We start from the raw sequence: 25,190 nt of genomic DNA on the forward strand, positions 1-25,190 counted from the left end.
GAGGGCGAGTATCTGAATTCTTTAGCTCAAATATTTACACAGATACGAAGATGCTTCAGCAACTTGCAGGTTAAACTCACTTTCCCCTGGAATGTAGAAGGTTTCACCTGGCTTAAACACTTCCCAGCCAGCCGAACCAGGAATCAGTACTTTTAAGCAGCCGGTGATCACCGTCATTTCTTCCGCTTTAGCCGTACTGAAGGTGTACTCTCCCTTTTCCATCACCCCAACGCTAGCTTGCCCAATGCTGTCACTGTCAAAACCAATAGATTTCACTTTCCCGGTAAAATACTCATTAAATTTCAGCATAGTTTTGTACCCGCGTCTTAATCAAGATTGAGCTTTCATATTAGGGTTTCTATAAACGCTCTGTCACTGATTATTATGGCGAAATGGGATCATCGCCGGATTCACTCCCGAAGTTGTGGATAAAGCGTACAATTTAGCGGCAAATAGCCCTATTGGGGCCGGTAAATAGCTGCCATATGGTTGAAAATTAGCCATAGCAAACACCTTCACAGTTGTCGTGAAGGTTCATTTATCGAAATAAGAGTGGTATTAGAGGTTGCGTAAGATGTACAGCGCCAGCGAGGTTTCAAAAATCACAATCAATATTGACCAGAACGCTGGCATAAAATTGGTGTGTTGGTGAATAAAGGATTTGAAGGTTTTCATCGGCCCGCCTTGATCGGCCTTGCCTTAAGGGGCATTTATCAACGCAAACGATTTACGCTGAAATGATTACGTAGGTGATAATTGTACGCTTCGTATAATTATCAGGCAATCAGGTGGGCTAATTATTCATCGGATAAATTACGCTTACTTTCCCAGCTACTTTACGGTTTCATCAGTCAGAAGCTGCAAAATTTGTTCAACAACATCTTGCGGCGCTTGAGTCGCATCCAGCACATAGTGGGCAACCTCTTGATACAGAGCTTCCCGGCTAGCCAGCACATCCTGCATTTCCTCTACGATCGGTTTACCTGTAAGACTTGGTCGCTGGGCATCTTCCGGGGCTTCGGCTAATCGTTCAGCCAACACATTCGCTGATGCGCGTAAATAGATAACCTGCCCATGCTTACGCATAAAAGTACGATTCTCAAGAGCGAGCACCGCACCGCCACCGGTTGCAACAACAGTTTTAGGCGCAGTGACAGCCTGTAGAGCCATACTTTCCCGCTGGCGGAAACCCTCCCAGCCTTCGCGAGCAACCACTTCAGCAACACTCAACTGTGAGGTTTGCCGCATAAACAGATCAGTATCTATAAAACGATATCCCAACGCCTGTGCCAACGCCTTCCCTACCGTTGTCTTACCCGCACCGCGCGCGCCTACCATGAAGATAGTCTGTGTCATTACTTGAAAGTCCTTTCGCATCAACTTCTGAGGATAAATTCTCGGCATCAAAAAACTGGCCACTATTGTCGACCAGCTAAATAGTATTAACACTCAGCTCTACACTGTAGATGCGAATCATACCGATAATTAAAGGTAGTGCAAACTTTACAGCATCGTAAAATTAACGATACACCATTAGCCATTCTACTTTACTGCCAACCGCCCAAGATTACCCCTGCTGCGGTGGCAATCAATCTGGTTGGCAATAGACAAATTAGGTTTGAAGGATCCACTGTAAGCGTCATAAAGAGAAACTTTCGGTGTCAGCTTATAGACCACACCGGTACGAGGGACCAATTGACTATCAGAGCTATCGGGATTGATGACGAAAGGCCGCCCTTTACCGGCGAAAGCATCAAACTGATCGAAACGTAAACCTGCCAGTACAACCTACTTATCTATCAGCTCAATTGAATTGGGAAGGCATTTGGATGAGAGCGAAAAGTCGCTGAAAGTCACACTCAAGCGTGTATTTGATCAATACGATTGGGCTTTTTACCTGATAATCCTCTGGCAAACCAGAGGCTATTGCACAGGTAATATGAGGTGACTATCAAGGTTAGACCATTAACGGGGCTGACAAATATACACCAATGCAGGAGGGAAATTACGTACCACGCGTATCTTTTTCCACGTGAAATAACGAGATAACAGTGGCTCGGAAAGGTGGCTGTATTGAAATAAGACTAACACTCCGCTGTTAGCGCGTAAGCGCTGCTGAGTTTGCTGCAATATTCTAATACTGATTTTGGTTGGGATCGAGAGTAATGGCAAACAACAAAATACCACATCGTAATTCTGATCCAACTGTTCGGCTGAACGATCAGCTACCTGCAAACGTAAATCTTTAATCTGGTGTAATGCATGAACAAAGTGTGGCTGAATCTCGTAGGCCTGTAAGTGAGACTTTGCTGACATATGTGACAAAATACGCTTTGTCAGCACACCATCAGCAGCCCCTAATTCAGCAATATTAAGGTTTTGGGTCCAATCTACCTGATTCAACATCGCCTGACATAACCAAGGCGAAGAAGGAGCTAACGTACCAACGGTACGTGGTGAGGCAATAAAGCGCTGTAAATAGGAAAACTGACTTTTAAAATTACGCCGGACAGTGTTTAGCATAGCCTCTCCTCGGAAACCCGAATGGACCACAATAACACCTTATATTTATTAAGAGCGCATTAAGATTGCTCTAAGAGTTAATTATTTTTAGCAGATAAATTGATAGTACCGATGGGTAATAATGAAATGTACAGTCTTAGGTTAACAATGACCCATTATTGTTAACCTATTTTTAGAGTCTGATTAAAAAAATATTGCCATATCAATATAGTATCTAAATATTTCACTCACACTAACTTAGGCTTAGAACATTAACGATAAATCTCGGCACTGGCGTTGTAATGGCTGGAATCACCAGGGTTACTGATACCAATGACCCGATAGTGGCTGGCACCATCAGCGCTCGCTTTGGTATTCAATGCTGATTCCACATCCATGGGTGAACCGCTAACATTAGAAAGAGAAATCACCCCCATACTTTGCAATTTAGTGGCTTGTTCTGAGCTAATTTCTTGCGCGGCCAGAGTGGCGAATGAGGTGGTAGTAATAAGTGCAGCGATGATAACAGGTAATAGTTTCATAATATGCTCCAACTGACGGGTTATATGTAACGTCTTGCTGAGGTTAATTATGGGCGGACCAACGCAAGGTGACGTAATGCAATGTAAAGAAGCTCAATCATTGTGAGAGTAATAAGGAGAAAATAAATTAATTTGTGTCATTAGAAAAATAAATCACAAATATTTATGGGAAATCGTCGATGCATTAACACCGCCGCCTGCTGGTAGACCCTATATATTGCAAGATGCAGGCGGCTTGAAAGGTGACGGGTATCAGTCACGCTTTGCTACAATCATCATAATATCACTGGTAAATGAACCATCAGTTTGGATCTCATAATGCTTGATTACACCATCAGATGCTGATTTTTGTAACTCACGGATCGCGATAGCAAAATGCTGTGGAGTACGCATTCTGGCAATCCAACTACTGAACTCCAAATAGAGTCTATCGGAGGTGACTTCATTTATCACTAACCCGGCATCGGTCACTAGTGCCAGCCATTCGCCGGGAGAGTAATTTCGCACATGTGAGGTATCACGTAACACCTCCACGGTCTGTAAATAAATATCCAGCACCGGATGACCGGGGGAAACTACATCCATAAAGATTATCTTTCCGCCGGGGCGTAATACACGTTTAACTTCTCGTAACGCTTGGCCGACATCATGCCAATGATGGGCAGAATAACGGCTGATAACAATATCAAAACTCTGATCATTAAACGGCAATGACTCTGCTAATCCTTGCTGTACTTCAATATTAGTCAGTTCTTTATCTGTTGCCGCCTGACTGACCACTTGCAACATTTGCGCTGAAAGATCATAAGAAACTACAGATTTCACCACTGCCGCAGCGGTAAAACTGGCATGTCCGGCACCACATCCAAGGTCAAGTAAACGGGCATCGCCATCAGATTGCAATAGTGTAGCCAGATGCTGTAAATCTTTACCTTGAGCGTGAACCGCACTGGTCAGATAAGCATTGGCTTGATCGCCAAATTGCCGCTCAACGGCATCTTTATGGCTATTCTGCATGGTCATTACATCCCCTTTTATGGTTTAACCTTCTGATTTAATTTATGTATCCTATTTCCTACAAAACGTTACTATGTTTATCTCAAACTAAATCTACTATATACACAAAGCTATTGGAGTTGTAGGCAGACCGCAAGTAAACGCATCTCCATAAGCTTATTCAGGGGTGAGAGCGCCGCTAACCCCCTTAGCACTTCAAATACCAAGGGAATATTATGGTCACACTCAGAGCAATGCATACCGAAGAGCTAAACGACTATCGGAATCTCTTTATTAGTGAGTATGCGCAAGATTTATCATCCAATAGTGGTTATAGCATCGAGCAAGCATTGGATCATGCAACGCAAATTTTTGATGGTTACTTACCAGAGGGTGTTAATACTCCCGGTGACCGTCTGTATTGCATCGAAAATAAGGATGGCGAGAGCGATAATAATGCACTGGTGGGCTATTTATGGTACGGCCAGGCTAACAATGATAGCGCAGCTTTTATTAAAGATTTCTATGTTCTGCCGCAACATCAGCGTAAAGGCTATGGTTCTGCGTGTTTACAGGAATTAGAAAATATACTGGTCGCTCAGGGCATATTTGAGATAAAACTGCGGGTCGCTGCGGATAATCCACAAGCGAAAAGATTGTATGAGCAAATGGCATTTGTAGTAACAGGATTTAATATGTCCAAATCACTGGCAAGAAAACCATAGGGATAAACAGGCGACTACAAGGCGAAAGAAAATAAGCAGATAGCGCTTGCATCACTGCAAACGAAAAATAAAAGCCGGAACATCGGACTAACGGTTCATCAGATGGTGGCCTGCGTTAAACTGCTTTATCGTCGCCCATCTGTTGCAGTTGGTTTTTGTAAGATTTCACTTTTTGGCGTTTCTTCATCCAAATGGAAAACGATACAACAAAAATCCCGCCCGCCAGTGTTAACACACCTAACTCATGCTGATAAAACAGCATTATAATGAAATAGATGGCAGAAATGATTGCCACCCATTTAGCCGAATGACCAATAGAGCTTTTCTCATCAGTCAGACGGCGGATACTCTCTTCTTCGCTAATTCCCATGCGCAACCTCCTTAGTGACAAGTGTATAATATTGGGGCAGTTGCATGATAATTCAACATATTTTTCAGTTTTTATTTTGTTCAGTCAAGATAGTGCTAATTGACTACCCCGACTGAATCGATATTGGTTATAAAATAATAATCAGTTCGTATTCGCCACCATCCAGAGCAACTCGTACCCCGTCGGATTGATAAGCGAGTGCCAAACCATTCAATGTCGCCGAACTAATCCCCTGACAGCGCTGGGCCGGACTTTCAACACGAATAACATAGCGCGTGTTAGCCAGATTAACCGTCGCCTCAAATCCCGGCCAACTGGCGGGTATGCAAGGATTAATCACCAGTTCCCCGCCTTCACGCCGGATCCCCAGAATACCTTCCATACCCGCGCGCTGCATCCAGCCCGCAGAACCGGTATACCACGTCCAGCCACCGCGCCCAACATGAGGTGCGACTGAATAGACATCGGCTGCGACCACATAGGGTTCGACTTTGTAACGCGCAATCCCCGCAGGGGTATTGCCATGATTTATCGGATTGAGCAATGCAAACAGGTTGCGGGCCTTATCCCCCTCACCTAATTCAGCAAAGGCTAAAATCACCCACATGGCAGCATGGCTATATTGCCCCCCGTTTTCCCGTAAACCAGGCGGATAGCCTTTGATATAACCAGGATCATCTGGCGTTTTGTCAAAAGGCGGAGTGAATAGCAGTGCCATCCCATCATCGGGACGAATAAGATGTTGTTCCAGTGAAGCCATTGCTTGTACGGCTCGTAGTGGGTCGGCGGCCCCCGATAGCACCGCCCACGACTGGGCAATAGAGTCAATACGGCACTCGTTGCACGCTTTAGATCCCAGCCAACTGCCATTATCAAAGGTTGCACGGCGATACCAGTCGCCATCCCATGCTTCCCGCTCTAATGCCTCGATTAAACCACTGAGATGTTCCTGCCACTGCCTGGCCCGTCGAGGGTCACGCTCGCTCGCTAACGGAATGAGCATTTTCAGCGTTGCCACCAGCAACCAACCCAACCAAACACTCTCCCCTTTTCCCCCTTCACCGACTCGATTCATGCCATCATTCCAGTCACCGGTCCCCATCAGCGGTAAACCAAGCTCTCCGGTCAATTCAATGCATTGATCCAACCCTTTGGCACAATGTTCAAACAGTGAGGCGCTTTCCTGTGCCACCAGTGGCTGGAAGAAAGCATCGTGTTCGCCTGGGTGCAATATCGGCCCTTCGAGGTACGGTACTGTTTCATCCAGCACACCGCTATCACCGCTTGCAAGAATATACGTGGCGGTGGCAAAAGAGAGCCAAACCCGGTCATCAGAGATGCGAGTTCGCACCCCCTGCCCGGAGTGAGGCAACCACCAGTGCTGTACATCACCTTCGATAAATTGTCGCCCGGCGGCGCGCAATAGGTGATGTCGCGTCGTATCCGGTTGAACAAAGGTTAGCGCCATGCCGTCTTGTAATTGATCGCGGAAACCATAAGCGCCACTGGCCTGATAAAATGCCGACCTTGCCCAAACACGGCATGCCAGCGTTTGATAAAGCAGCCAGCCGTTGAGCATGATATCCATCTGCCGATCCGGCGTTTTCACTTGGATAGCCTTCAGCAAGGTACGCCAGTAATCGGTGACGTCACTCAACACCGCATCCAGATTTGCCGTACGGTAACGGGTAATTAAAGCTTGTGCCTCACTCACTGAAGCACACTGGCCGATAAACCACACCACCTCGACCTGTTCACCCACCGCCAGTTCAATCGTTTGTTGCAGCGCACTACAGGGATCAAACCCGGCACCGGTCGTACCGGAAAGCGGTATTATTGCCGATAGGGCTAACGGTGCAGAGCTGTCTCGATAATGTCCGAGGAACTCGCTACGATCGGCGGTCCAGCTAGTTTGCTGTCCATTTAAGTCAGCGAAGGAAACTCTGCCGGGGAAGGCGGTGCTCCAGGGATTTCGCGCCAACATGGCACCGGTTGGTTCATCCATTTCGGTAATAATAAATGGCCCGGTAGCCCCGCGAGAAGTCGCCAGTACCCATTCGGCATAGGCGGTCACCGAGATACGCCGTGGTTTATCCGACATATTGCGCAATGTCAGACGGGATATCTTGATAGGATCCGCCAGCGGCACAAATTGCAGCAGCGTCATGCCAATACCATTAGCCTGATGCTCAAACCGACTATAGCCATGACCGTGGCGAGCGATATAGGTGCCACCATCGCGGATCGGCTGTGCCGTAGGACTCCAGAGCAGCCCAGAGTCTTCATCGCGCAGATACAGGCATTCGCCAGACGAATCGATAACGGGATCATTGAGCCACGGCGTTATCTGGTTTTCTCGGCTATTTTCAGCCCAGGTATAGCCACTACCGGTAGCCGAAACCTGAAAACCGAAGGTCTGATTGGAAATCACATTCACCCAGGGCGCGGGGGTATTTTCCCCATCATTCAGGCAAGTTATATATTCCTGCCCTTGCAAGCCAAACCCTCCCAGACCATTAAAGAACTCCAGATTTTCAGGTAAGGGTAATAAGGTTGCCGTCGGCAAGTTAACCGGTTTGACCAGTGAGAAACTGACTTTCTTATCTGCTGTTAATAACTTTTTATCCTGTGCTAACAGGCGCTTATCTGATGTGAATAACTTTTTATCCGATGCGAACAGCTTTTTATCTGAAGGAACAATTTTCTTGTCCAGAGTGAATAACAGATGGTTGAGTTGATTACCCAATGTGCCATAACGGGCTGATAACACCACCCGAGCAACCGAACGGAGTAGCGATCGAGTCTCTGCACTCATCAGATCAGCACGCAAGGCATAGGCCGAACCTTGTCGTAGCTGATCACCCAAGTGTGGCCGTGACTGGCTACTGCGCACTGCGGTTTCTATAGCGATTTGCAAATCTTGTACATAAGAAGACGCCCGTTCATTGATGATAACCAGATCAACCGCCAAACGTTTCATGCGCCAGTATTCATGTGCGCGCAGTAATTGCCGCACCTGATCAATGTCTTCGATATCATCAATACGCAGCAGAACTATCGGCAAATCACCCGATATGGATTGAGTCCATAATACTGATTGGACCCCTGCACCACGTATGATAGTTGTCGATGGCGAACGGAAGCGGGCATCGGCATACAAAATAGGCGCGGCCAGTTGCTGAAAATCTGCCGCCTCCTCAGCTTTAATCTCCAAATGGCGTAACTGCACCTGAGCCTGGGTCCAAGCCAATGTTTTAGCACGATCATACGCACTGCGGTCCCGGTGTTTATCCACCATATCCAGCAAAGCTTCTTTCGATGAAGCAATCAGTGTCCAGAAGGAAACCGTAACCGTCTTGCCCGCCGGTACCAGCAAGCTCTGGCGCAGTGAGAATATCGGATCCAGCACTGTACCCACGGTATTTGACAGTGCCACTCCCACTTGCATGGCAGCCGAGCTAATAACCCGGTTACCGCGACCAATAAACTTGGCCCGATCCGATTCATATTGCAGCTCACTCATCGGCAGGCCATCAGCAACCAAGAAATGCGCCGCCCAGACTTGCGGTTCTTGTGCTGTTCTGGGCCGCCGCGTCGCAATTAATGCACCCAATTCCGCCAGATATTCAGTAACCACAAACATTTTGGCGAATGCCGGATGCGCACTGTCTGCTGCGGCCGCAGTGAGTACCACTTCAGCATAAGAGGTCAGTTCAATCTCCCGCGCACGGCGACCCGTGTTAAGTAACGAGATCCGCCGTACTTCACCATCATCTTCACTGGAGATAAGCACATCCATGGTGCTGGTCAGCGTACCGTCGCGGCAGATAAATTCGGCATGATCCTCACTGAAAATCACCTCACGATGGGAATTATCACTGGCGGCCAGTTGCGCCCCGGCAGACCAACTGCGGCCACTGCGCAAATCACGCAGGAAAATAAAGGAGCCGTAATCATCACAAGTAGTATCTTCCCGCCAGCGAGTGACCGCGACATCCAGCCATCGGCTGTAGCCAGCCCCCGCGCTGGTCAGCATCACAGCATAACGGCCATTGGATAACAGGTGAGTCACGGGTGCTCCAATAACCGGTGAGGACAAGCGGCGAATGGTTGGTAATGCACTGTCTGCCACCGCTGAAAGCAACACCTCCTCGGTCCGAGGATAAGCAATCGCCACATTGCGAGGCATCCGCTCCTGCAACAGTAATTCGCAAGCCTGAATCATTGGCTCATGGTGAAAACGGTTGCGCATCCGTCCTTGCTGTAAGGTATTGGCAATAGCAACAATGGTCATTCCCTGATGGTGCGCCATATAGTTGCGTACAATTACCACCTGCTGATGTTCCGGTAAGCGCGAGCGGGTGAAATCCAGTGCTTCATAGTAACCATAGCGGCCTAACGCACCCATCTCCGCCAGTTTTTCATAGTTTTGCAGCGCACCGTGTGGATCAATCATAGCTGCCAGCCCGGTAGCATAAGGCGCGATTACGGTATTTTCTGATAAACCACGTTTTAACCCCAACCCAGGGACACCAAAGTTAGAATATTGATAAGTAAACTCGATATCACGTGCACTGTACGCCGACTCAGAAATGCCCCACGGGATATTCAAGCTGCGGCCATAAACCTGCTGCCGTTCAACCACCAGTTGATTCGTTTGTTCCAGCAAGCTGCCCGCCGGCGCGCGCATCACCAGTGAGGGCATCAGGTATTCGAACATCGAGCCAGACCATGAAATCAGCGCAGCCCCTTTACCAATCGGGGTCGCCGCTCGCCCCAGACGGAACCAATGACGGGTCGGTACATCGCCTTTGGCGATAGCAAATAGACTGGCAAGGCGAGCCTCTGAGGCCAGTAAGTCGTAGCAACTCGGATCAAGGCTGTTATCCACCAACGAATAACCGATGGATAATAATTTACGCTCGGGATCAAGCAGGAAAGCAAAATCCATCGCCAGCGCCATATGGCGGGATTCAGCAGCCAATTTCAACAACCGATCATTAACTTGCTCCTGCATCTCCTGCGTGAGTTGCTGGTCATATTCATGTTCAGCGGCCGCCAAAATCAGTACTTCAATCCAATAACTCAAATCAATAAATGCATTATCATCAATAGAGCGTGCGACACCATGCACCATCGCTGAGGCTTTGACCAATAACGGTTTTAACGACAGCGGTAACATTTCAGTGTCACCGACTCCCTTTAAATCCATACGGATTTGTTCTAAAACTGCCCACAGCTTACGTTTAAAATCAGCATCACCCGCGGGTAACGCGTTAAAGGATATCTCGGCCAACAACAGGTTATCCATCAACCCCTTAGCGCCGTTAGTCGCCAGCGGTTCTGCCGCCCACTCTTCACAGGTATTGGCCAGCACAATCAAATGCCCGGCCAGGTTGCCACTGTCGACCGAAGAAACATAAGCCGGTTCCAGCGCCCGTAGATCCTGCGTGCCATACCAGTTAAAGAAATGCCCGCGGAAACGCGCCAGTTTATGAAAGGTTTCAAAGGTTGCTTCCAGCCGCATCAAGGTGCGATAGGTACCCGCCCAACCAAAATCGCGAGCAGCCACAGTCGAGAGTAAATACAATCCCATATTGGTCGGTGAAGTGCGGTGTGCCACCACAGGTTTTGGATCTTCCTGAAAGTTATCAGGCGGCAGCATGTTTTCATCAGGCGTAACAAAGGTTTCAAAGAAGCGCCAAGTGCGCCGGGCGGTCAGACGCAACTCGGGGATATCTTCCGCCGTTATCGGTTTATGTTGTGCTACCTGATGGGAGCGACTGACCCACAACGCGATGGCCGGAGCGAAAAACCATATAATGGCAAAGGGTAAAATCAGTGGCCAGGCCAAGGGCGAAACCATCAATGCAATGGCGGCCATCAGCAAACCTAATAGCGTTCCACCCGCCATATGGCGATAAAAACCGGCGACACCGGGGTGGGGTTTACCGGCAGATTGTGCGGCGGTGGTCCACTCCAGTAAATTACGATGGGTAATAAATAGGCGAATTAGCGTGCGGCCAATAGCATCAACCATCTGCCAGGCGTGGTCAGCCAGGAAAATCAATGACAACAACGTCTGACTGCCTGCTCGTTTAGTATCATCGAGTAAAGAGCGTAAATGGTTACTCAGCCGAGTATTCTGAGCCGGCCATAATGAGAACAAAATGGGTAGAAAAGAGGGGAACGCGATCAGCAAGATGACTACCAGCACCCCAACCCACGCAGCAGGCATGGGTAGCATCCAACTGCAACCCAGCAACATTAGCGCAAAGGGAGCAACCAGTGAGCGGCGCAAGTTATCCACCATTTTCCAACGGCCCAGCAATGGAACATTTTTGCTGTCTTTGTCGTTCCTGACCACCCAACGCAATAATTGCCAGTCACCCCGCGTCCAGCGATGCTGACGCTTGGTAATTACGTCATAGCGGGCGGGTGACTCTTCCACTACTTCAATATCCGAAGCCAATCCGGCACGGGCAAAAATCCCCTCAAACAGATCATGGCTGAGTAAGGCATTTTCTGGCACCCTGCCGGCCAGCGAGGCTTCAAACGCATCAACATCATAAATACCTTTGCCGGTATAAGAGCCTTCGCCAAACATATCCTGATAAACATCTGAAACTGCGGCAGCGTAAGGGTCCATCCCCCCAGGACCAGAAAATACCCGTTGGTATAACGATCCACCTTTGCCCATCGGCAATGCCAGCGTCACACGCGGCTGAAGGATGCCATAACCATCGATGACCCGCTGCTGGTCTGCACTAAAGCGTGGTTGGTTCAGCGGATGCGCCATTTTGCCAATCAAGCGCAGGGCAGCATCGCGCGGCAGTCGGGTATCGGCATCCAGCGTAATGACATAACGCACATCGGTTGGCACCTGTGGTTCACCGGCGGCGGTGGCAATAAATGAGGTGTCCGTCGCCCCCCGTAACAGGCGGTTAAGTTCATGCAACTTGCCCCGTTTACGCTCCCAGCCCATCCAACGGTTTTCACTTTCATTAAACCTTCGCTGACGGTACAACAGCAGAAAGCGCGGCCCGGCAGGACCGGGGCCATATCGTTGATTAAGCCGTGCAATAGCCTCATCGGCTAATAGCAGTAGTGGACCATCACTCGGTATGACTTGCTGGTCTGCATCAACCCCATCCAACAACAGAGCAAAGGTAAGAGAACCTGTAGCCCCCGATAAATGATGGACTTCTAGCTGCTCGATTTGCTCCAATAAATCGCTTTTACTGGTGAGCAACGTGGGCACCACCACCAAGGTACGCAATCCATCCGGTACGCCACTGGTTAGCTCCAATCCCGGTAAAATCGTGGCACCAAAGCTCCAGGTGATAACGCGGTTTACCAGGGCAGTTGCCACATCTGTCGCAGGGATAAATGCGATTAAGGTAAATAATACCAGCCAGCCCGTCGCCAGTCCGGGGAAAGAGAGTGCCCACAGCACCAATGCCAGTAATCCGGCAGTGACCAGGAAAATGGCCGCCATAAAACCGCCAACACCAAAGCTGACGCTCAAGCGGCTAAACCACAAACGTATTGAAGGACTGAATCTGAGTTGATTCTCTAATTCACGCCTTCCCGCCCCAATCAAGTGATAGCCTGGGTCACGGCAGCGTTCGACATTCTCTGGCTCCGCGGCCTCGGCTGAAGTCTGTGCGACTTGCAGGGCAAGAGCGGCAATTTCCAGTTCAGTGAAGGTGGAACCTCGGCATAATTGTTCGATGGCACTGCGGTACAAATTGCGGGTTTGAAAATCCATACTGGCGAAGGTGCTGCCCTGGCGTAAGCATTCATCGACCAGGCTTACACTCTCAAACAGATCAGCCCAGTCAATATCCGAGATCAACCGCATACTGGTAATAACATTTCGGACCGAAACGTTAGATGACCCCTGCCGTAGTTGAGCTCGTTGTACAACTTCACTAATCGATAGCCCTTGTAATTGAAGGCGATCTTCCAGCCAGCCCAATGCTGGCGTGGTGCGTGGGTCTTGATCACGTAACCGCTTTGCCAATTGAGATGCAAATTGCTCAGATAAAGGCTCACTGGATCGCACCGTAATATCAGACTCCAGAGCCAATCGGCTATCGCCGGCGTCCAATAAGCGATTCGCCAGCGCCTCAGCATCTGCCCGATCTTTACGACCTTGAGTTATCTGATCAGCCAGACGGCGTAAATTCTCTATCAGCACAATACGCAGCGTAATCGCCACCGCCCAGAGTTCACCAATAGTCAGCGGTTGAACACGCTGATACGCCATAATAAAACGGCATAATACATCCGGGTCCAGATGGCTGTCAGTGTGCGCCACAAAAGCCCAGGTAATGCCAAATACCCGTGGATAGCCAGCGAAGGGGCCGTCGGCCAGCTTCGGCAATTGACGGTAATAACCCGGCGGCAAATCATCACGGATCTCGCGGATCTGCTCTTCAACCAGATGATAATTATCCAACAGCCACTCAGCCGCAGGGACTACTGCGCGGCCCTTTTCCAGTTCTGCGGCACTGGCCCGATATGCTGCCAGCAGCGTATTGGCATTATCATTCAGGCGGGCATGCAGAGTAGATACCCGTGGTGGGTGGGTAGTTATCGACTGCGCTTTGGCAAGGCTCTCAGCATGCTGTTCCAATCGCTCCACACTGAATAGCTCATCCCTTACAGGTGCAGTATCATGCCAAGGGGGAGTCGCTGCGGTGGGTGATCCAAGAATAGCCTTTAGAAATAATTTCATAGGTACCTTTCTGGTCGGGTGCTCATACAGTCTGATGGCAATCTGCATAATGAAAAGTCGGGAATAGCCGTTAAAAGGCGTATCCAAACGGATTGCTCAGGTGAGCTTCCTGAGCCGTGCGAGCCGCGTGATATTGAGCAGAAAACGCCTTACAGGCAGAATGCTGTCAAAAATGCCGAGTGAAGGTGGAAAGCAAAAGACGGATACACCAAAGTATCCAGTCATAAAAAAGGGGCGAGTAAAGGCTGACGATACGCAATAAACGTACGACAGCAAAAAAGCTGAATAGTATTAACTATAGCCCAAAGGAGAAATTAAGGATCAGGGCATAAAATGAGAGAAATAAATCAAAAGGTTACATTAACAGCAGGTACTGTAATTTAAATACCTGCCGCCTTGCCACTATTACACAGACTGTTGGTAATCACCCCATACTTTCAGAAACTAGATGCTGTCTTGAAATTTTCGTGCCTTGGCAGTTTGCTGTTTCTCTAACTCAAAAATGGCGCGTTGCAGCCCTTTTTCTTGGATTGGACTCAGACGAGGAAATTTAAAACTCAAGCGTTGTACTGTGAGGGTTTCACCTTTGTTATTCACTACCTGTTTATCAATGGCCCGGATAAACTGCAGGTCCAGCTTAAAAACACCAAAACCACATAAATCCACTGAGGCATCTCGTAATATACCGCATTCCTGAAGGGGGAACTCACTGCCTTTCACTGCATACAGACCCATGCCCCCCAGGGAAATATCCCCTAATGTGTACGAGAAATTACTGCCATCAGTAAATTTCCCAGAACAATAATAAGGGGGCCATTGAGGAATGTTTACACGAAAATATTCCCGCCGTTGGATAAAATAAAGCTGCTCAGGAATAGCCGAGCTAAAGGCAGGTAGTGATAAATATTTTATTTCTTTCAGTGAATTACAAGTAAATTCAATTTTTGCGCCCGTAGGTTCTGCAATAATAGTCAATTGATTAGCAGCAAGGGCCAGACGGTTCTCGTGTTCTACACTACCAAAATCAAAAATAAACTGATTCGTCTCAGGTACCACATCCAGAATACGGCTGATAAATTGTCCGCGCGCATGCATAACCATCACTGCGGTATCGTTCTTCTTTAAATCTCGAAGAATTGCACAGATCGCTAATTTATTCGTTTTGACAAAATTTTCTTTAGACGTTTCGCTCACCTGCCATTCCCCATCTTTAATTTATTGCTCTGGCTACCCAGATTATTTTAATGAGCATATAAGTATCAGTATGGTTATCGGCAGATGCTTGAATTACTTTAATTATTTTTATAAAAAAACCGAAAGTTTAATTTCCACCCCAGGATTTCAAGATATAAGAAACCCGCATAGGCTTTGAATACGCTGTTGGACTGAACCAGACCAATATCCTTTACAACTAATCTTAAACGGAGAGCACTAGAGAGAGAACGTGGCAATTGATAAAAATTTGTGATCCAGGCAGCATTAAATCATCAGTCTGACTTGTACATTATTAACGCTCAAATTAGACATTTGAGTCATTTTTTATACCAATGAAATTTTAATAATTAATTATCAATGAATTACAAAAATATTCATGATACAAGCCGCCCTCTGAATAGGTATAAAAATGGTATATAAAAATCTGGTAACAAATATTCGAAAATTAATAAATCATCAGGATATTTCGCTGGGTGATTGCTTACCATCAGAAATTCAGTTAGCAGAGCGTTTTGGTGCATCACGAATGACAGTCAGAAAAGCACTGGATGTCTTAATTCAAGATGGTTTACTGGAACGGCAACAAGGGCGAGGGACATTTATTATCGGGAAAGATCTTAAACATGATAATAATCATCTGAACAGTTTCACCGAACAGATGAAAATGCTCGGCAAGACACCACATACTGAAGTTTCTGAGTTCAAAATTATTAGGGCATCGCAAGACATTGCCAGTCAGTTAAACATCAATCAAGACGATAAAATATATTATATCAAACGATTACGTTATGCTGACAAACAGATTATTCAGATAGAAGAGAGTTATCTGCCAGTCTCTCTGATGCCGGATTTAACTTACCATCATCTTGAATCATCTAAATATGACTTTATTGAAAAACATGCTAATTATCAGATTGAAGGTTGCCGGCAGACATTTTTACCTATTGTCGCCAGTCAGGAGTTTGCCCTGCAACTCCATTGCGATCCACGTACCCTGCTGCTGCAATTACTCGCCGTATCCAATGGAACTGACGGAGTCGTGGTAGATTTTTCGGTGATAACCTTTAATCCGGTTGATTATAAAGTCAGTTACTATCTCAAGCGCCATCCGCTAGATTAAAGGGTTGATTAGTGCATTAATCCTTTTTATCAGTAGATTAATGCACCAGAAGAAATATCAATAAGCCTAGCCCGGTAATAAACTCCCCAAACCAATAAATAGCCCGGCGATTGTGGCACTCATCAGATTAGATAATGTTGCCGCCAGTAGTGCACGGAATCCTAAGCGCGCAATTTCAGATGATCTTTCGGGTGCAACAGCACTGAAAGCGCCCACCACGACAGCAATTGAGCCAAAGTTGGCAAAACCACACAACGCAAAAGAGATAACTGCAATCGTTTTTACATCTAATGTCGCTATGGTTTCTTTCAGATAAGGAGAGAAACTCAAATAGGCTACGAACTCATTAATGGCTAATTTCTGGCCGATAAAACCACCCGCCAGTGAAGCATGTTCCCAAGATACGCCCATAATATAAGCCAGAGGCGAGAACACATAGCCAAGGATACTTTCCAGACTGAGCTGTTCGAAACCAAAGATGCCGCCAATTCCGCCAATAATGCCGTTAATTAACGCAATCAATGCAACAAATGCCATCACGACGGTGGCAACCCCGACCGCAATTTTCAATCCCAGCATCGCGCCACTGGCTGCCGCTTCAATAATACTGGCAGGGCGTTTGTCACTGAATGTCATCTCGTTGAATTCAACTTTTGACTCTTCTGTCGCCGGGCTGATAATACGCGCAAATAATATCCCGCCAGGGATAGCCATTAACGAAGCAGCCAATAAATATTCAATCGGGACCCCAAGCCCGGCATAGCCCACCAACATAGAACCTGCAATGGACGCCATACCGCTACAGATGACGGTAAACAGTTCATTGCTGTTCATCTTATTAATAAAGGGTTTAACTACCGCTGGGATCTCATTCTGACCAAGGAAGATAGTGGTGACAGCGGCAAATGACTCTACTTTACTGATACCGAGTAACTTTTGAAATATAGAACCGAGAATATTAATTAGCCATCCCATAATGCCGAGATAGTAAAGAATAGAAATTAATGAAGTGATGAAAATAATGGCCGGCAGGACATGAAAAGCAAAAACAAAACCGGCGCCATCAAATAACTCATTCATTTTTGGGCTAACTAAACCACCAAAAATAAATGCGCTACCTGCGTCACTATATGAAATAACTCTATTCACTGTATTAGCAATCGAAGAGATAAACCACTTTCCAGCAGGAACATAGAGCATGACTGCACCCAATGTTATTTGCAATAATAATGCAGCCCCGACGGTCCGTAATCTTATCTTTCTTTTATTTACTGAAAAAACATAGGCGATAAACAATAAAATGCATATCCCCGCCAAACTACGCAATAAATCCATAACCCCCCCGAAGTACCTCGAAGTTCCTATATAGATAGCTCATGCTCGAAAAGGTGCCCCTCGGACAACAAATGTGTCAGGGCACCTCAAAGATATGAGCAAGTATTTTGTAATAAGGACAATATTTAAAGCGTGTTACCGTTCTTTATTAAATAATGCTCTGATAGGAGCAGGCAATTTTGGCAGCTAACTGCGCATTATTAAATACCAACTGTATGTTAGCGTTTAAACTGTCACCACCGGTTAATTCAGCTACTCTGGCCAACAGGAATGGCGTACTTTCTTTACCAATAACCCCCTGCTCTTCTGATTCTTTTACTGCCTGATCAATGGCAGCATTGATCATCTCTTCGGGTAAAGCATATTGTGGTGGGATGGGGTTGGCAACAACCATTCCTCCACGCAGGCCGATACTCCATTTGGCATTCATTGCTGCCGCAATTTGCTCAGCACTGTCTAAGGTAATACTGACCTCAAACGGGCTGGTCCGACAGAAAAAAGCGGGCAGTGACCGAGTCTGATAACCAATAACCGGCACCCCATTAGTTTCCAGATATTCCATGGTTAGACCTAAGTCCAAAATAGATTTAGCGCCGGCGCAAACCACCGTCACATTAGTTTTCGCCAACTCCTGTAAATCGGCGGAAATATCAAATGTGGTGGCCGCACCACGGTGTACACCACCAATACCGCCGGTCGCAAAAACCTTAATCTTCGCCATTTGTGCAATAATCATGGTGGAAGCCACTGTTGTAGCACCATGTTGTCCATTTGCTATCACAAAAGGCAAATCACGACGGCTGACTTTCATAATGCTATGGCCTTCCTTGCCCAGCAATTCTATTTCGTCACGGGATAGGCCCGCTTTCATCCGGCCGTTTATAACGGCAATAGTGGCAGGCACAGCGCCATTCTCACGAATTTTCTGCTCTACCAGTAACGCTGTTTCTACATTTTGTGGGTAAGGCATCCCATGAGAAATAATGGTAGATTCTAATGCGACGACGGCTTTATTTTGCGCCAAAGCCTGTGCAACCTCTGGTGATATATCTAAATAAGATTGTGCCATTGCGTTATTTGTCATGGTTGTAATTCCAATAGTTTTTTAACACTGCCATTTGACAGATTGGGGTTATTAGTCAGTTCCGAAGAGAGCGTTAATGCTGAGCACCCTTGAGCAAAACGGATACTCTCAGCAAATTCCATGTCATCCAGCCAGCAACTTGCTAAACCAGACATCATCGCGTCTCCGGCCCCGGTAACATTCACAATGTTGATATTCAGTGGCAATGACCAGCCAACCTGTCCATCAATTTCACTGAAATAAACCCCCTCTTTTCCCATACTTAATGCCAGGCGCTGGACGCCTTGTTGGTGAAACCAGTGCGCCACCACCGGAATATCATCGTGGCTGTTAATTTTCATGCCACTGAGTATCTCTGCTTCCAGACGATTAGGTTTCAGCGTGTGAATATGGGATAACCAGTTTTTAATTCTGGGTGCTTTGAATGCTGAAACCGTATCGACGAATACAGGAACATTACCGGCATTGGTAAATATCCATGAGAGGGCTTCTTCGGTTAAATTACAGTCGACGACTAATATTCCCGCGTGTTGAATTATCTCTTTGGTGGTTGCTAATAATGACGGCGTTAGTTTTTCTAATATGCGCATATCATTAATCGCCACCAACATTTCGCCACCATCATCGAGTAACGAAACATAAGTAGAGGTATTTTCACCGTGCAAACTGTGGCAATTACTGACATTGACACCGGCGCGTTTAGCCTCATCAATCAGGGTCGCACCATAAAAATCATCTCCCACCACCGAGATGAGATGGCACTCTTTGCCTAATAGCGCAATATTTTCAGCAATATTTCGCCCAACACCGCCTGGGGTGCATTTTATTTTCCCTGGGTTGGAATCTTCATAAATGAGCTTACTGGCTGCATAACCACAAACATCCATATTTACCGAGCCAACCACCACCACATAACTGTGCTCAGATAATATATATCCCTTTCCTTTGATATAACCTTTTTGCATTAGATTCATAATGTGACCCGCCACCCCCGAGCGACTAATGCCTAGAATATCGGCAATTTCTTGCTGGGGGATCAATGGATCTCGTCTCAGAAGCTGCAATATTTGTTTTTCTCGGCTGGTCATAATGAACACTTGTTTGTTTTTAAACATGTGCTTGTTTTATTATTTTGACTAAATAGAGTAAAGCGTATTTTATTACTCTATTTCAAAGTTGAGAGAACGATCGTAAGCGTGTTTTCAAGCAGTTACAGCACATTTTCTGTGAGGTAACTCAAGTTCTTCCGATAGGAAAATAAGTTTTAAATAGTAATATTCTGACAGGAAGGATATTCCACTAAAAATAAAGATAGATAATCAAGAGGATAACAATACACGCAGAAGCAACCCAACAAGTGTTTGGTTGTCTATTTTTGGGTAGGTAAATTGATGAATAGCCATAAACGCGTTACATCGAATAATGATCTATTTCACACTTAAAGGCTGATACTTCACAGGGAGATTAACCAGAGAAAAAAATAAAACGACAGCAGCAGCCAGATGTCGTTTTACTGTATATGTTCTATCTGGTAATTAGCTACGCACTAAATCGTCGCCATAGCCAATCCACTTATAGGTTGTCAATGCATCCAACCCCATCGGGCCACGGGCATGAAGTTTTTGCGTACTTACTGCCACTTCAGCGCCTAAACCAAACTGGCCGCCATCGGTGAAACGGGTGCTGGCATTGACATAAACTGCCGATGAATCCACCGCCCGGACAAAATGTTCCGCGCTACTGAGTGAGCGGGTCAGAATAGCATCAGAATGGCTGGTGCCATGCTCGCGAATATGGTCAATAGCAGCATTGATATTAGCCACAATCTCCACATTCAAATCCAGAGATAACCATTCATCGTCATAATCAGCAGCTTCAACAGCCACTACCTTGGCCTTACCTTCGGTCAGATACGGCAGCGCCTGCGGGCTGGCATGCAGTGTCACGCCAAAGGCATGCATTCGGGTACTGAGTACAGGCAGGAAGCGCTCTGCAATAGCTTGATGAACCAGCAAGGTTTCCAATGAGTTACACGCACTTGGCCGCTGAACTTTGGCGTTTTCAATCACTAATAACGCTTTCTCAAAATCAGCACTTTCATCCACAAAGGTATGACAAACCCCAATACCACCGGTAATCACCGGAATGGTTGATTGCTCACGGCACAGTTTATGTAAACCAGCCCCACCCCGTGGAATCAACATATCGACATAGCGATCCATACGCAGTAACTGATTTACCAATTCCCGATCAGGGCTTTCAATCGCCTGCACTGCCGCCGCGGGTAAGCCGCACTGTTCCAGTGCCTGCTGGATAACCTTCACGGTTGCCTGATTAGTGTGATGAGTCTCTTTGCCACCCCGCAAAATCACGGCATTGCCGGTTTTCAAGCAGAGGCTGGCGACATCAATCGTAACGTTAGGACGCGCTTCATAAATGACACCAATCACCCCCAGAGGCACACGGCGGCGTTCCAGCTTTAAGCCACTGTCAAGTAGGCTGCCATCAATAACGCGGCCCACAGGGTCATTCAGGCGGCATACCTGACGCACATCATTAGCAATAGCCGCTAAGCGTGCCGGGGTCAATAACAGCCGATCGAGCAGCGCCTCACTCATGCCCGTATCACGTGCAGCCTGCATATCTTGCTCGTTGGCATGCAAAATAGCCTGACTTTCAGATTCCAACAGGTTAGCTATTACTGCCAGCGCCTGATTTTTCTTTGCCGTGCTCAACATTGCCAACTGCCAGGAAGCCTGTTTGGCGGCTTTCCCCATCTGTTCCAGCATGCTCATGCTCGCTCCTTAGCTAACAATCATATCGTCACGATGAACCGCCACCGGGCCATATTCGTACCCGAGGATTTCACTGATTTGTTGCGAGTGATGCCCCGCTAACATGCGCAGCGCATCGCTGTTATAGCGTGATACACCGTGGGCCAAATCCCGCCCGCCAAGATTGCGGATACGGATCACTTCACCACGGGAGAAATCCCCTTGAACACTGCGAATACCTTTGGGCAGCAGCGAACTGCCGCGCTCCATAATAGCGGCTACAGCCCCATCATCGACCGTAATTTCACCCGCTGGCGGTGCACCAAAAATCCAGCGTTTACGGTTTTCCAACGGGGTTTCCAGTGCATGGAAGCGAGTACCAACCGGCGTGCCATCAATCACATTCGCAATAACACCGGACTGACTGCCCGCGGCAATAATCACATCAATACCAGCGCGGCAGGCAACATCTGCTGCTTGCAGTTTAGTGGCCATACCACCAGTGCCAAGGCCTGAGACACTATCGCCAGCAACTCCGCGCAAAGCATCATCGATACCATGCACTTCGCGAATAAGCTCAGCTTCAGGATTGTTACGCGGATCAGCCGTGTATAACCCCGCCTGATCGGTCAGTAACAGTAGCTTATCGGCACCGGCAAGAATGGCTGCCAGTGCCGAGAGATTATCGTTATCGCCTACTTTGATTTCAGCGGTGGCGACAGCATCATTCTCATTGATTACCGGCACGATGCGGTTATCCAGCAAGGCATTCATGGTGTCACGGGCATTGAGAAAACGCTCTCTGTCTTCCAAATCAGCACGGGTCAGTAACATCTGACCGATATGGATGCCATAGATGGAAAACAGCTGTTCCCAGAGCTGGATTAGCCGGCTTTGCCCGACTGCGGCTAACAGTTGCTTTGAGGCAATAGTGGCAGGCAATTCTGGATAACCCAAGTGTTCACGCCCGGCGGCAATCGCCCCGGAGGTGACAATAACAATACGATGACCTTTTGCGTGTTGCTGGGCACATTGGCGCACCAGTTCAACAATATGGGCACGGTTAAGACGACGGGAACCGCCGGTCAGAACACTCGTCCCCAATTTCACAACCAATGTCTGGCTGCCACTCATAATTTTTCTGCCATTGGGATGAATTAAAGAAACAATATATACCCAAAGTAATTGGAGTTGCAGTATGGCTGCCAGCGAACTCATCCCGATGAGCTTATTCATGTAAGAACAAATGTGACTCGGGTGAATGAACGTCGCTAACAACCCTGCGGCTCTATGTACGAAGGGGATGGGTCTTTGTAGCAGGCGGGAGGCATAATGCCAACAGTCAGAATGAGAAATTCCCCCTTTTATTGTGCTAAAGGGGGAATATTCTATTTAATTAGGCATTAACAAACAGACTTCTAAGCGGACAACTTCAGCGGCTGATCGCTAAAATGCTGCGCTGGCTCCAATCTCATTTCAATTGAAGTCAACATCTCAGCAAGGCGTTTATGGAAACCACGCAGCGTGGTCTCCAGTTTCTCTTGTATTTCAGGATCTTTAATCTTTTCCGCTTTCCAACTGCCTTCTTTATTAAACAGGCCGAACTGGTAAACGTAGGTAAAATGGTCTTCTGCCGGTTCCAACTCTATCCACCAGCCCCAAAACTCACGTTTCTCGGGGGCAAGCTTCACATTGACGCAAACAGCTAAACAGTCAAAGAAAAAATGGTCACTCTGGCACTGCCCTTCACGCAGATATGGTCCTAAAGCGGCAAAACGTTTCATAAGCTTACTTTTAGGATGAGCACTGGTCGACGTCATTCTTAAATCTCCTTATATAGACGATCCTTTTTAGCAAACTGTTAAAAATTAGCAACTCATTAACGCATTTTATCTTCTAACCACTCACTGGCTTGCAATAATGCACGGTGGAAATTGTCGTACAGCGGCGTTGATGATATAGGTAATAGCTTGCCATCCGCCGAGGAAGAACAGATTAACTTCGCCTCTTCTTTCGGGCTGAATGGATCATTTTCCCAGTAGCCCGCCAACATAGGTGTTTGGCAACGCCGCCCCAGCAACCCCTGTGTTTTCAGCGAATAGCGGTTCATTTCTGTTCTAAGCGTTTCATCTGCCGCATCAGCCATTCCCAATCGGCTGGCCATAACATCCATATACATATCTGGCACCTGGCGCTGGCTGTCAGCGTTACACAGAAGATAATGCACAATCGGCCCAAGGCATGCCACAGCACGCACCCGCTGCGGCTCTAAATACCCCAGGCGCACCGCTACGTTGGCACCGAAACGGAAACCGAAAACACTGACTCGCTGATGATCAACCCAAGGGATATCCGGCAATGCCTGCAATACTTGCTGATGCAGATAACTGGTGTCCTGCGTTAACTTCCAACGCGACGAAGCCCCCACCGATGGCATGTCCACCGTCAACATGGCTATCCCTTTCGGGGCCAGATAGTCACGGAACAGGCGATGATAGTCACTTTGCAATGTATCCAACCCACCACACATCAATACCGTTGGGAATGGCGCACTGCCAACAGTCGGCATATGCAGGAACCCCGCCAGCGTACCGCCATCTGAAATCGCGAAATTAAGCTCTTTCAGGTTATACGGCAGGTGTTCAGCGGCGGCTTCATAGGCGCGGTTTGATAACACCTCGACTTGCTCGGCCAGCTCATCACCTTTCAGATGTGGGTAACCCGCAATGCTGTATAAATTGGCCGCATTTAACCAGTATTGACCAGCATTCATCGGGTCGCTCTCTTCCATGGCTTTTTGCTGCCACAGCATCCCCTGATGAGCCCACTCATAAATCCAGTTACCATTGCGATAGCCCACCACGGTATCTAGCAGTTCGTTATCGCTGTGTTCTGCCTTTGAACAGGCAATGCGTGACAACACTTCTTCTATTTCAAGGGGGTCAACACCGCGCCAGGTCCATATCAAACGGTTGATCATCCGATACCAATGGCTGGTGGTATCACCATCCAAGGCAGAATGTACCGTCATAGGATGGTTGCAGTGAGCATGCCGCACGAGAGTTGAAGTTTCAGGATGTTTGAACTTTGGTTTAAACAGAATTTCAGAGAGGTTGGCTTGTGCCATGGTAACGATAGCCTCCATAAGCCGTGATTCAGGCCCGATAAGGGCTGGTCAGATGGGGTCAAGTGTACTCATACTGCGGAGAAAATGAAACGCCCGGAGCTGACCAGGCGTTTAAAGCCAACTAAATTACTTACCGCTTAAAGGAGCAACAAAGGTTACAGCCATATCCCACGGCTGCTCAATCCAGGTGCCCTGAGGAATATCAACCACATAATCATCAACTAATGGGCGACCAGCAGGTTTGGCGAAAATAGTAACAAAGTGTGCCTTCGGATACATCTCACGGATAGCTTTCGCAGTGCCGCCAGTATCAACCAAATCATCAATCACAATAAAGCCTTCGCCGTCACCTTCAGCACGTTTCAGGACTTTAAGCTCGCCTTGGTTATCATGGTTATAACTGGCGATGCAAACGGTGTCGACATAACGAATACCCAGCTCACGCGCCAGAATACCCGCTGGCACCAAACCACCACGGCTTACCGCAATAATCCCTTTCCATTGATCGGCTGGCAGTAAACGCTGTGCCAGTTTGCGGGCGTGAATTTGCAACATATCCCAGGTAACGACGTATTTTTCGCTCATAAAGTGTAATCCCAGCCAGTAAAGGAGTGGCTTGCCATGTATCAGAAGGGGAAAAAAGGTTGCGCGAGATTA

General features: G+C 47.4%; 18 protein-coding genes and 1 pseudogene. 2 read left to right on the plus strand and 17 right to left on the minus strand.

Going from position 1 to position 25,190, the window contains the following annotated elements; translation table 11 throughout:
- Positions 1–21 precede the first annotated feature (21 nt).
- The 6 genes and pseudogenes from A6J66_011530 to A6J66_011555 all read right to left on the minus strand — a co-directional run bounded on the left by A6J66_011530 (position 22) and on the right by A6J66_011555 (position 4,067).
- The gene (locus tag A6J66_011530) at positions 22–309 is read right to left on the minus strand and encodes a pyrimidine/purine nucleoside phosphorylase (GenBank protein PNM24762.1); all 288 of its coding nucleotides are present in this window, start codon (positions 307–309) and stop codon (positions 22–24) included.
- A gap of 522 nt (positions 310–831) precedes the next feature.
- On the minus strand, positions 832–1,356 hold the full coding sequence (locus A6J66_011535; protein PNM24763.1) for a shikimate kinase AroL: 525 nt from the start codon (positions 1,354–1,356) through the stop codon (positions 832–834).
- A gap of 214 nt (positions 1,357–1,570) precedes the next feature.
- Positions 1,571–1,821 (minus strand): annotated as a pseudogene (locus A6J66_011540) (TonB-dependent siderophore receptor).
- Positions 1,822–1,965: 144 nt separating this feature from the next.
- On the minus strand, positions 1,966–2,523 hold the full coding sequence (locus tag A6J66_011545; GenBank protein PNM24764.1) for a methyltransferase: 558 nt from the start codon (positions 2,521–2,523) through the stop codon (positions 1,966–1,968).
- A gap of 251 nt (positions 2,524–2,774) precedes the next feature.
- Positions 2,775–3,044, minus strand: coding sequence for a DUF1471 domain-containing protein (locus A6J66_011550; protein ID PNM24765.1), 270 nt, complete (start codon positions 3,042–3,044; stop codon positions 2,775–2,777).
- Positions 3,045–3,296: 252 nt separating this feature from the next.
- Positions 3,297–4,067 carry a class I SAM-dependent methyltransferase gene (locus A6J66_011555; GenBank protein PNM24766.1) on the minus strand — a complete coding sequence of 257 codons (771 nt, stop codon included), beginning with the start codon at positions 4,065–4,067 and terminating at the stop codon, positions 3,297–3,299.
- Positions 4,068–4,276: 209 nt separating this feature from the next.
- On the opposite strand from A6J66_011555, the gene A6J66_011560 reads away from it, so the two are divergent.
- Positions 4,277–4,765, plus strand: a complete 489-nt coding sequence (locus tag A6J66_011560) for an N-acetyltransferase (GenBank protein ID PNM24767.1) — start codon at positions 4,277–4,279, stop codon at positions 4,763–4,765.
- Positions 4,766–4,880: 115 nt separating this feature from the next.
- On the opposite strand, the gene A6J66_011565 is transcribed toward A6J66_011560, so the two are convergent.
- The 3 genes from A6J66_011565 to A6J66_011575 all read right to left on the minus strand — a co-directional run bounded on the left by A6J66_011565 (position 4,881) and on the right by A6J66_011575 (position 15,072).
- Positions 4,881–5,135 carry a hypothetical protein gene (locus A6J66_011565; GenBank protein ID PNM24768.1) on the minus strand — a complete coding sequence of 85 codons (255 nt, stop codon included), beginning with the start codon at positions 5,133–5,135 and terminating at the stop codon, positions 4,881–4,883.
- Between the two features lie 127 nt (positions 5,136–5,262).
- Entirely contained in the window at positions 5,263–13,878 is an 8,616-nt protein-coding gene (locus A6J66_011570) for a glycosyl transferase (protein ID PNM24769.1), read from the minus strand.
- A gap of 444 nt (positions 13,879–14,322) precedes the next feature.
- Complete coding sequence (locus A6J66_011575) at positions 14,323–15,072, minus strand: flagellar brake protein (GenBank protein PNM24770.1); 750 nt, start codon at positions 15,070–15,072, stop codon at positions 14,323–14,325.
- 430 nt (positions 15,073–15,502) lie between these two features.
- On the opposite strand from A6J66_011575, the gene A6J66_011580 reads away from it, so the two are divergent.
- Positions 15,503–16,213: a GntR family transcriptional regulator gene (locus tag A6J66_011580; protein ID PNM24771.1), complete on the plus strand. Its 711-nt coding sequence runs from the start codon at positions 15,503–15,505 to the stop codon at positions 16,211–16,213.
- A 66-nt stretch (positions 16,214–16,279) separates the two neighbouring features.
- Here the strand turns inward: A6J66_011580 and A6J66_011585 are convergent, their stop codons facing one another.
- The 8 genes from A6J66_011585 to A6J66_011620 form a co-directional block, all read right to left on the minus strand.
- A complete protein-coding gene (locus tag A6J66_011585; protein ID PNM24772.1) occupies positions 16,280–17,548 on the minus strand; it encodes a NupC/NupG family nucleoside CNT transporter in 1,269 nt (422 codons plus the stop codon).
- Between the two features lie 148 nt (positions 17,549–17,696).
- Positions 17,697–18,632: a pseudouridine-5'-phosphate glycosidase gene (locus tag A6J66_011590; protein ID PNM24773.1), complete on the minus strand. Its 936-nt coding sequence runs from the start codon at positions 18,630–18,632 to the stop codon at positions 17,697–17,699.
- Complete coding sequence (locus A6J66_011595; protein ID PNM24774.1) at positions 18,629–19,747, minus strand: HTH domain-containing protein; 1,119 nt, start codon at positions 19,745–19,747, stop codon at positions 18,629–18,631. Before A6J66_011595 ends, A6J66_011590 begins: the two co-directional genes overlap by 4 nt.
- A 420-nt stretch (positions 19,748–20,167) precedes the next feature.
- Positions 20,168–21,427 carry a glutamate-5-semialdehyde dehydrogenase gene (proA, locus tag A6J66_011600; GenBank protein PNM24775.1) on the minus strand — a complete coding sequence of 420 codons (1,260 nt, stop codon included), beginning with the start codon at positions 21,425–21,427 and terminating at the stop codon, positions 20,168–20,170.
- 9 nt (positions 21,428–21,436) lie between these two features.
- Positions 21,437–22,540 carry a glutamate 5-kinase gene (locus A6J66_011605; GenBank protein ID PNM26985.1) on the minus strand — a complete coding sequence of 368 codons (1,104 nt, stop codon included), beginning with the start codon at positions 22,538–22,540 and terminating at the stop codon, positions 21,437–21,439.
- Between the two features lie 284 nt (positions 22,541–22,824).
- Complete coding sequence (locus A6J66_011610; protein ID PNM24776.1) at positions 22,825–23,226, minus strand: Crl family RNA polymerase assembly factor; 402 nt, start codon at positions 23,224–23,226, stop codon at positions 22,825–22,827.
- Positions 23,227–23,285: 59 nt separating this feature from the next.
- Positions 23,286–24,533 (minus strand): esterase FrsA, encoded by a 1,248-nt coding sequence (locus tag A6J66_011615; protein PNM24777.1) that lies wholly within the window; start codon positions 24,531–24,533, stop codon positions 23,286–23,288.
- A 126-nt stretch (positions 24,534–24,659) separates the two neighbouring features.
- A complete protein-coding gene (locus A6J66_011620; protein PNM24778.1) occupies positions 24,660–25,118 on the minus strand; it encodes a xanthine phosphoribosyltransferase in 459 nt (152 codons plus the stop codon).
- Positions 25,119–25,190 lie beyond the last annotated feature (72 nt).

This window comes from Yersinia enterocolitica, from assembly GCA_002082245.2.
Classification (GTDB): domain Bacteria; phylum Pseudomonadota; class Gammaproteobacteria; order Enterobacterales; family Enterobacteriaceae; genus Yersinia; species Yersinia enterocolitica_E.

What these genes read in the sequence shown, in the direction of transcription:
- A6J66_011530 (PNM24762.1), bottom strand. Translation starts at nt 309, where the DNA reads ATGCTGAAATTTAATGAGTATTTTACCGGGAAAGTGAAATCTATTGGT.
- A6J66_011535 (PNM24763.1), bottom strand. Translation starts at nt 1,356, where the DNA reads ATGACACAGACTATCTTCATGGTAGGCGCGCGCGGTGCGGGTAAGACA.
- A6J66_011545 (PNM24764.1), bottom strand. Translation starts at nt 2,523, where the DNA reads ATGCTAAACACTGTCCGGCGTAATTTTAAAAGTCAGTTTTCCTATTTA.
- A6J66_011550 (PNM24765.1), bottom strand. Translation starts at nt 3,044, where the DNA reads ATGAAACTATTACCTGTTATCATCGCTGCACTTATTACTACCACCTCA.
- A6J66_011555 (PNM24766.1), bottom strand. Translation starts at nt 4,067, where the DNA reads ATGACCATGCAGAATAGCCATAAAGATGCCGTTGAGCGGCAATTTGGC.
- A6J66_011560 (PNM24767.1), top strand. Translation starts at nt 4,277, where the DNA reads ATGGTCACACTCAGAGCAATGCATACCGAAGAGCTAAACGACTATCGG.
- A6J66_011565 (PNM24768.1), bottom strand. Translation starts at nt 5,135, where the DNA reads ATGGGAATTAGCGAAGAAGAGAGTATCCGCCGTCTGACTGATGAGAAA.
- A6J66_011570 (PNM24769.1), bottom strand. Translation starts at nt 13,878, where the DNA reads ATGAAATTATTTCTAAAGGCTATTCTTGGATCACCCACCGCAGCGACT.
- A6J66_011580 (PNM24771.1), top strand. Translation starts at nt 15,503, where the DNA reads ATGGTATATAAAAATCTGGTAACAAATATTCGAAAATTAATAAATCAT.
- A6J66_011585 (PNM24772.1), bottom strand. Translation starts at nt 17,548, where the DNA reads ATGGATTTATTGCGTAGTTTGGCGGGGATATGCATTTTATTGTTTATC.
- A6J66_011590 (PNM24773.1), bottom strand. Translation starts at nt 18,632, where the DNA reads ATGACAAATAACGCAATGGCACAATCTTATTTAGATATATCACCAGAG.
- A6J66_011595 (PNM24774.1), bottom strand. Translation starts at nt 19,747, where the DNA reads ATGTTTAAAAACAAACAAGTGTTCATTATGACCAGCCGAGAAAAACAA.
- proA (PNM24775.1), bottom strand. Translation starts at nt 21,427, where the DNA reads ATGAGCATGCTGGAACAGATGGGGAAAGCCGCCAAACAGGCTTCCTGG.
- A6J66_011605 (PNM26985.1), bottom strand. Translation starts at nt 22,540, where the DNA reads ATGAGTGGCAGCCAGACATTGGTTGTGAAATTGGGGACGAGTGTTCTG.
- A6J66_011610 (PNM24776.1), bottom strand. Translation starts at nt 23,226, where the DNA reads ATGACGTCGACCAGTGCTCATCCTAAAAGTAAGCTTATGAAACGTTTT.
- A6J66_011615 (PNM24777.1), bottom strand. Translation starts at nt 24,533, where the DNA reads ATGGCACAAGCCAACCTCTCTGAAATTCTGTTTAAACCAAAGTTCAAA.
- A6J66_011620 (PNM24778.1), bottom strand. Translation starts at nt 25,118, where the DNA reads ATGAGCGAAAAATACGTCGTTACCTGGGATATGTTGCAAATTCACGCC.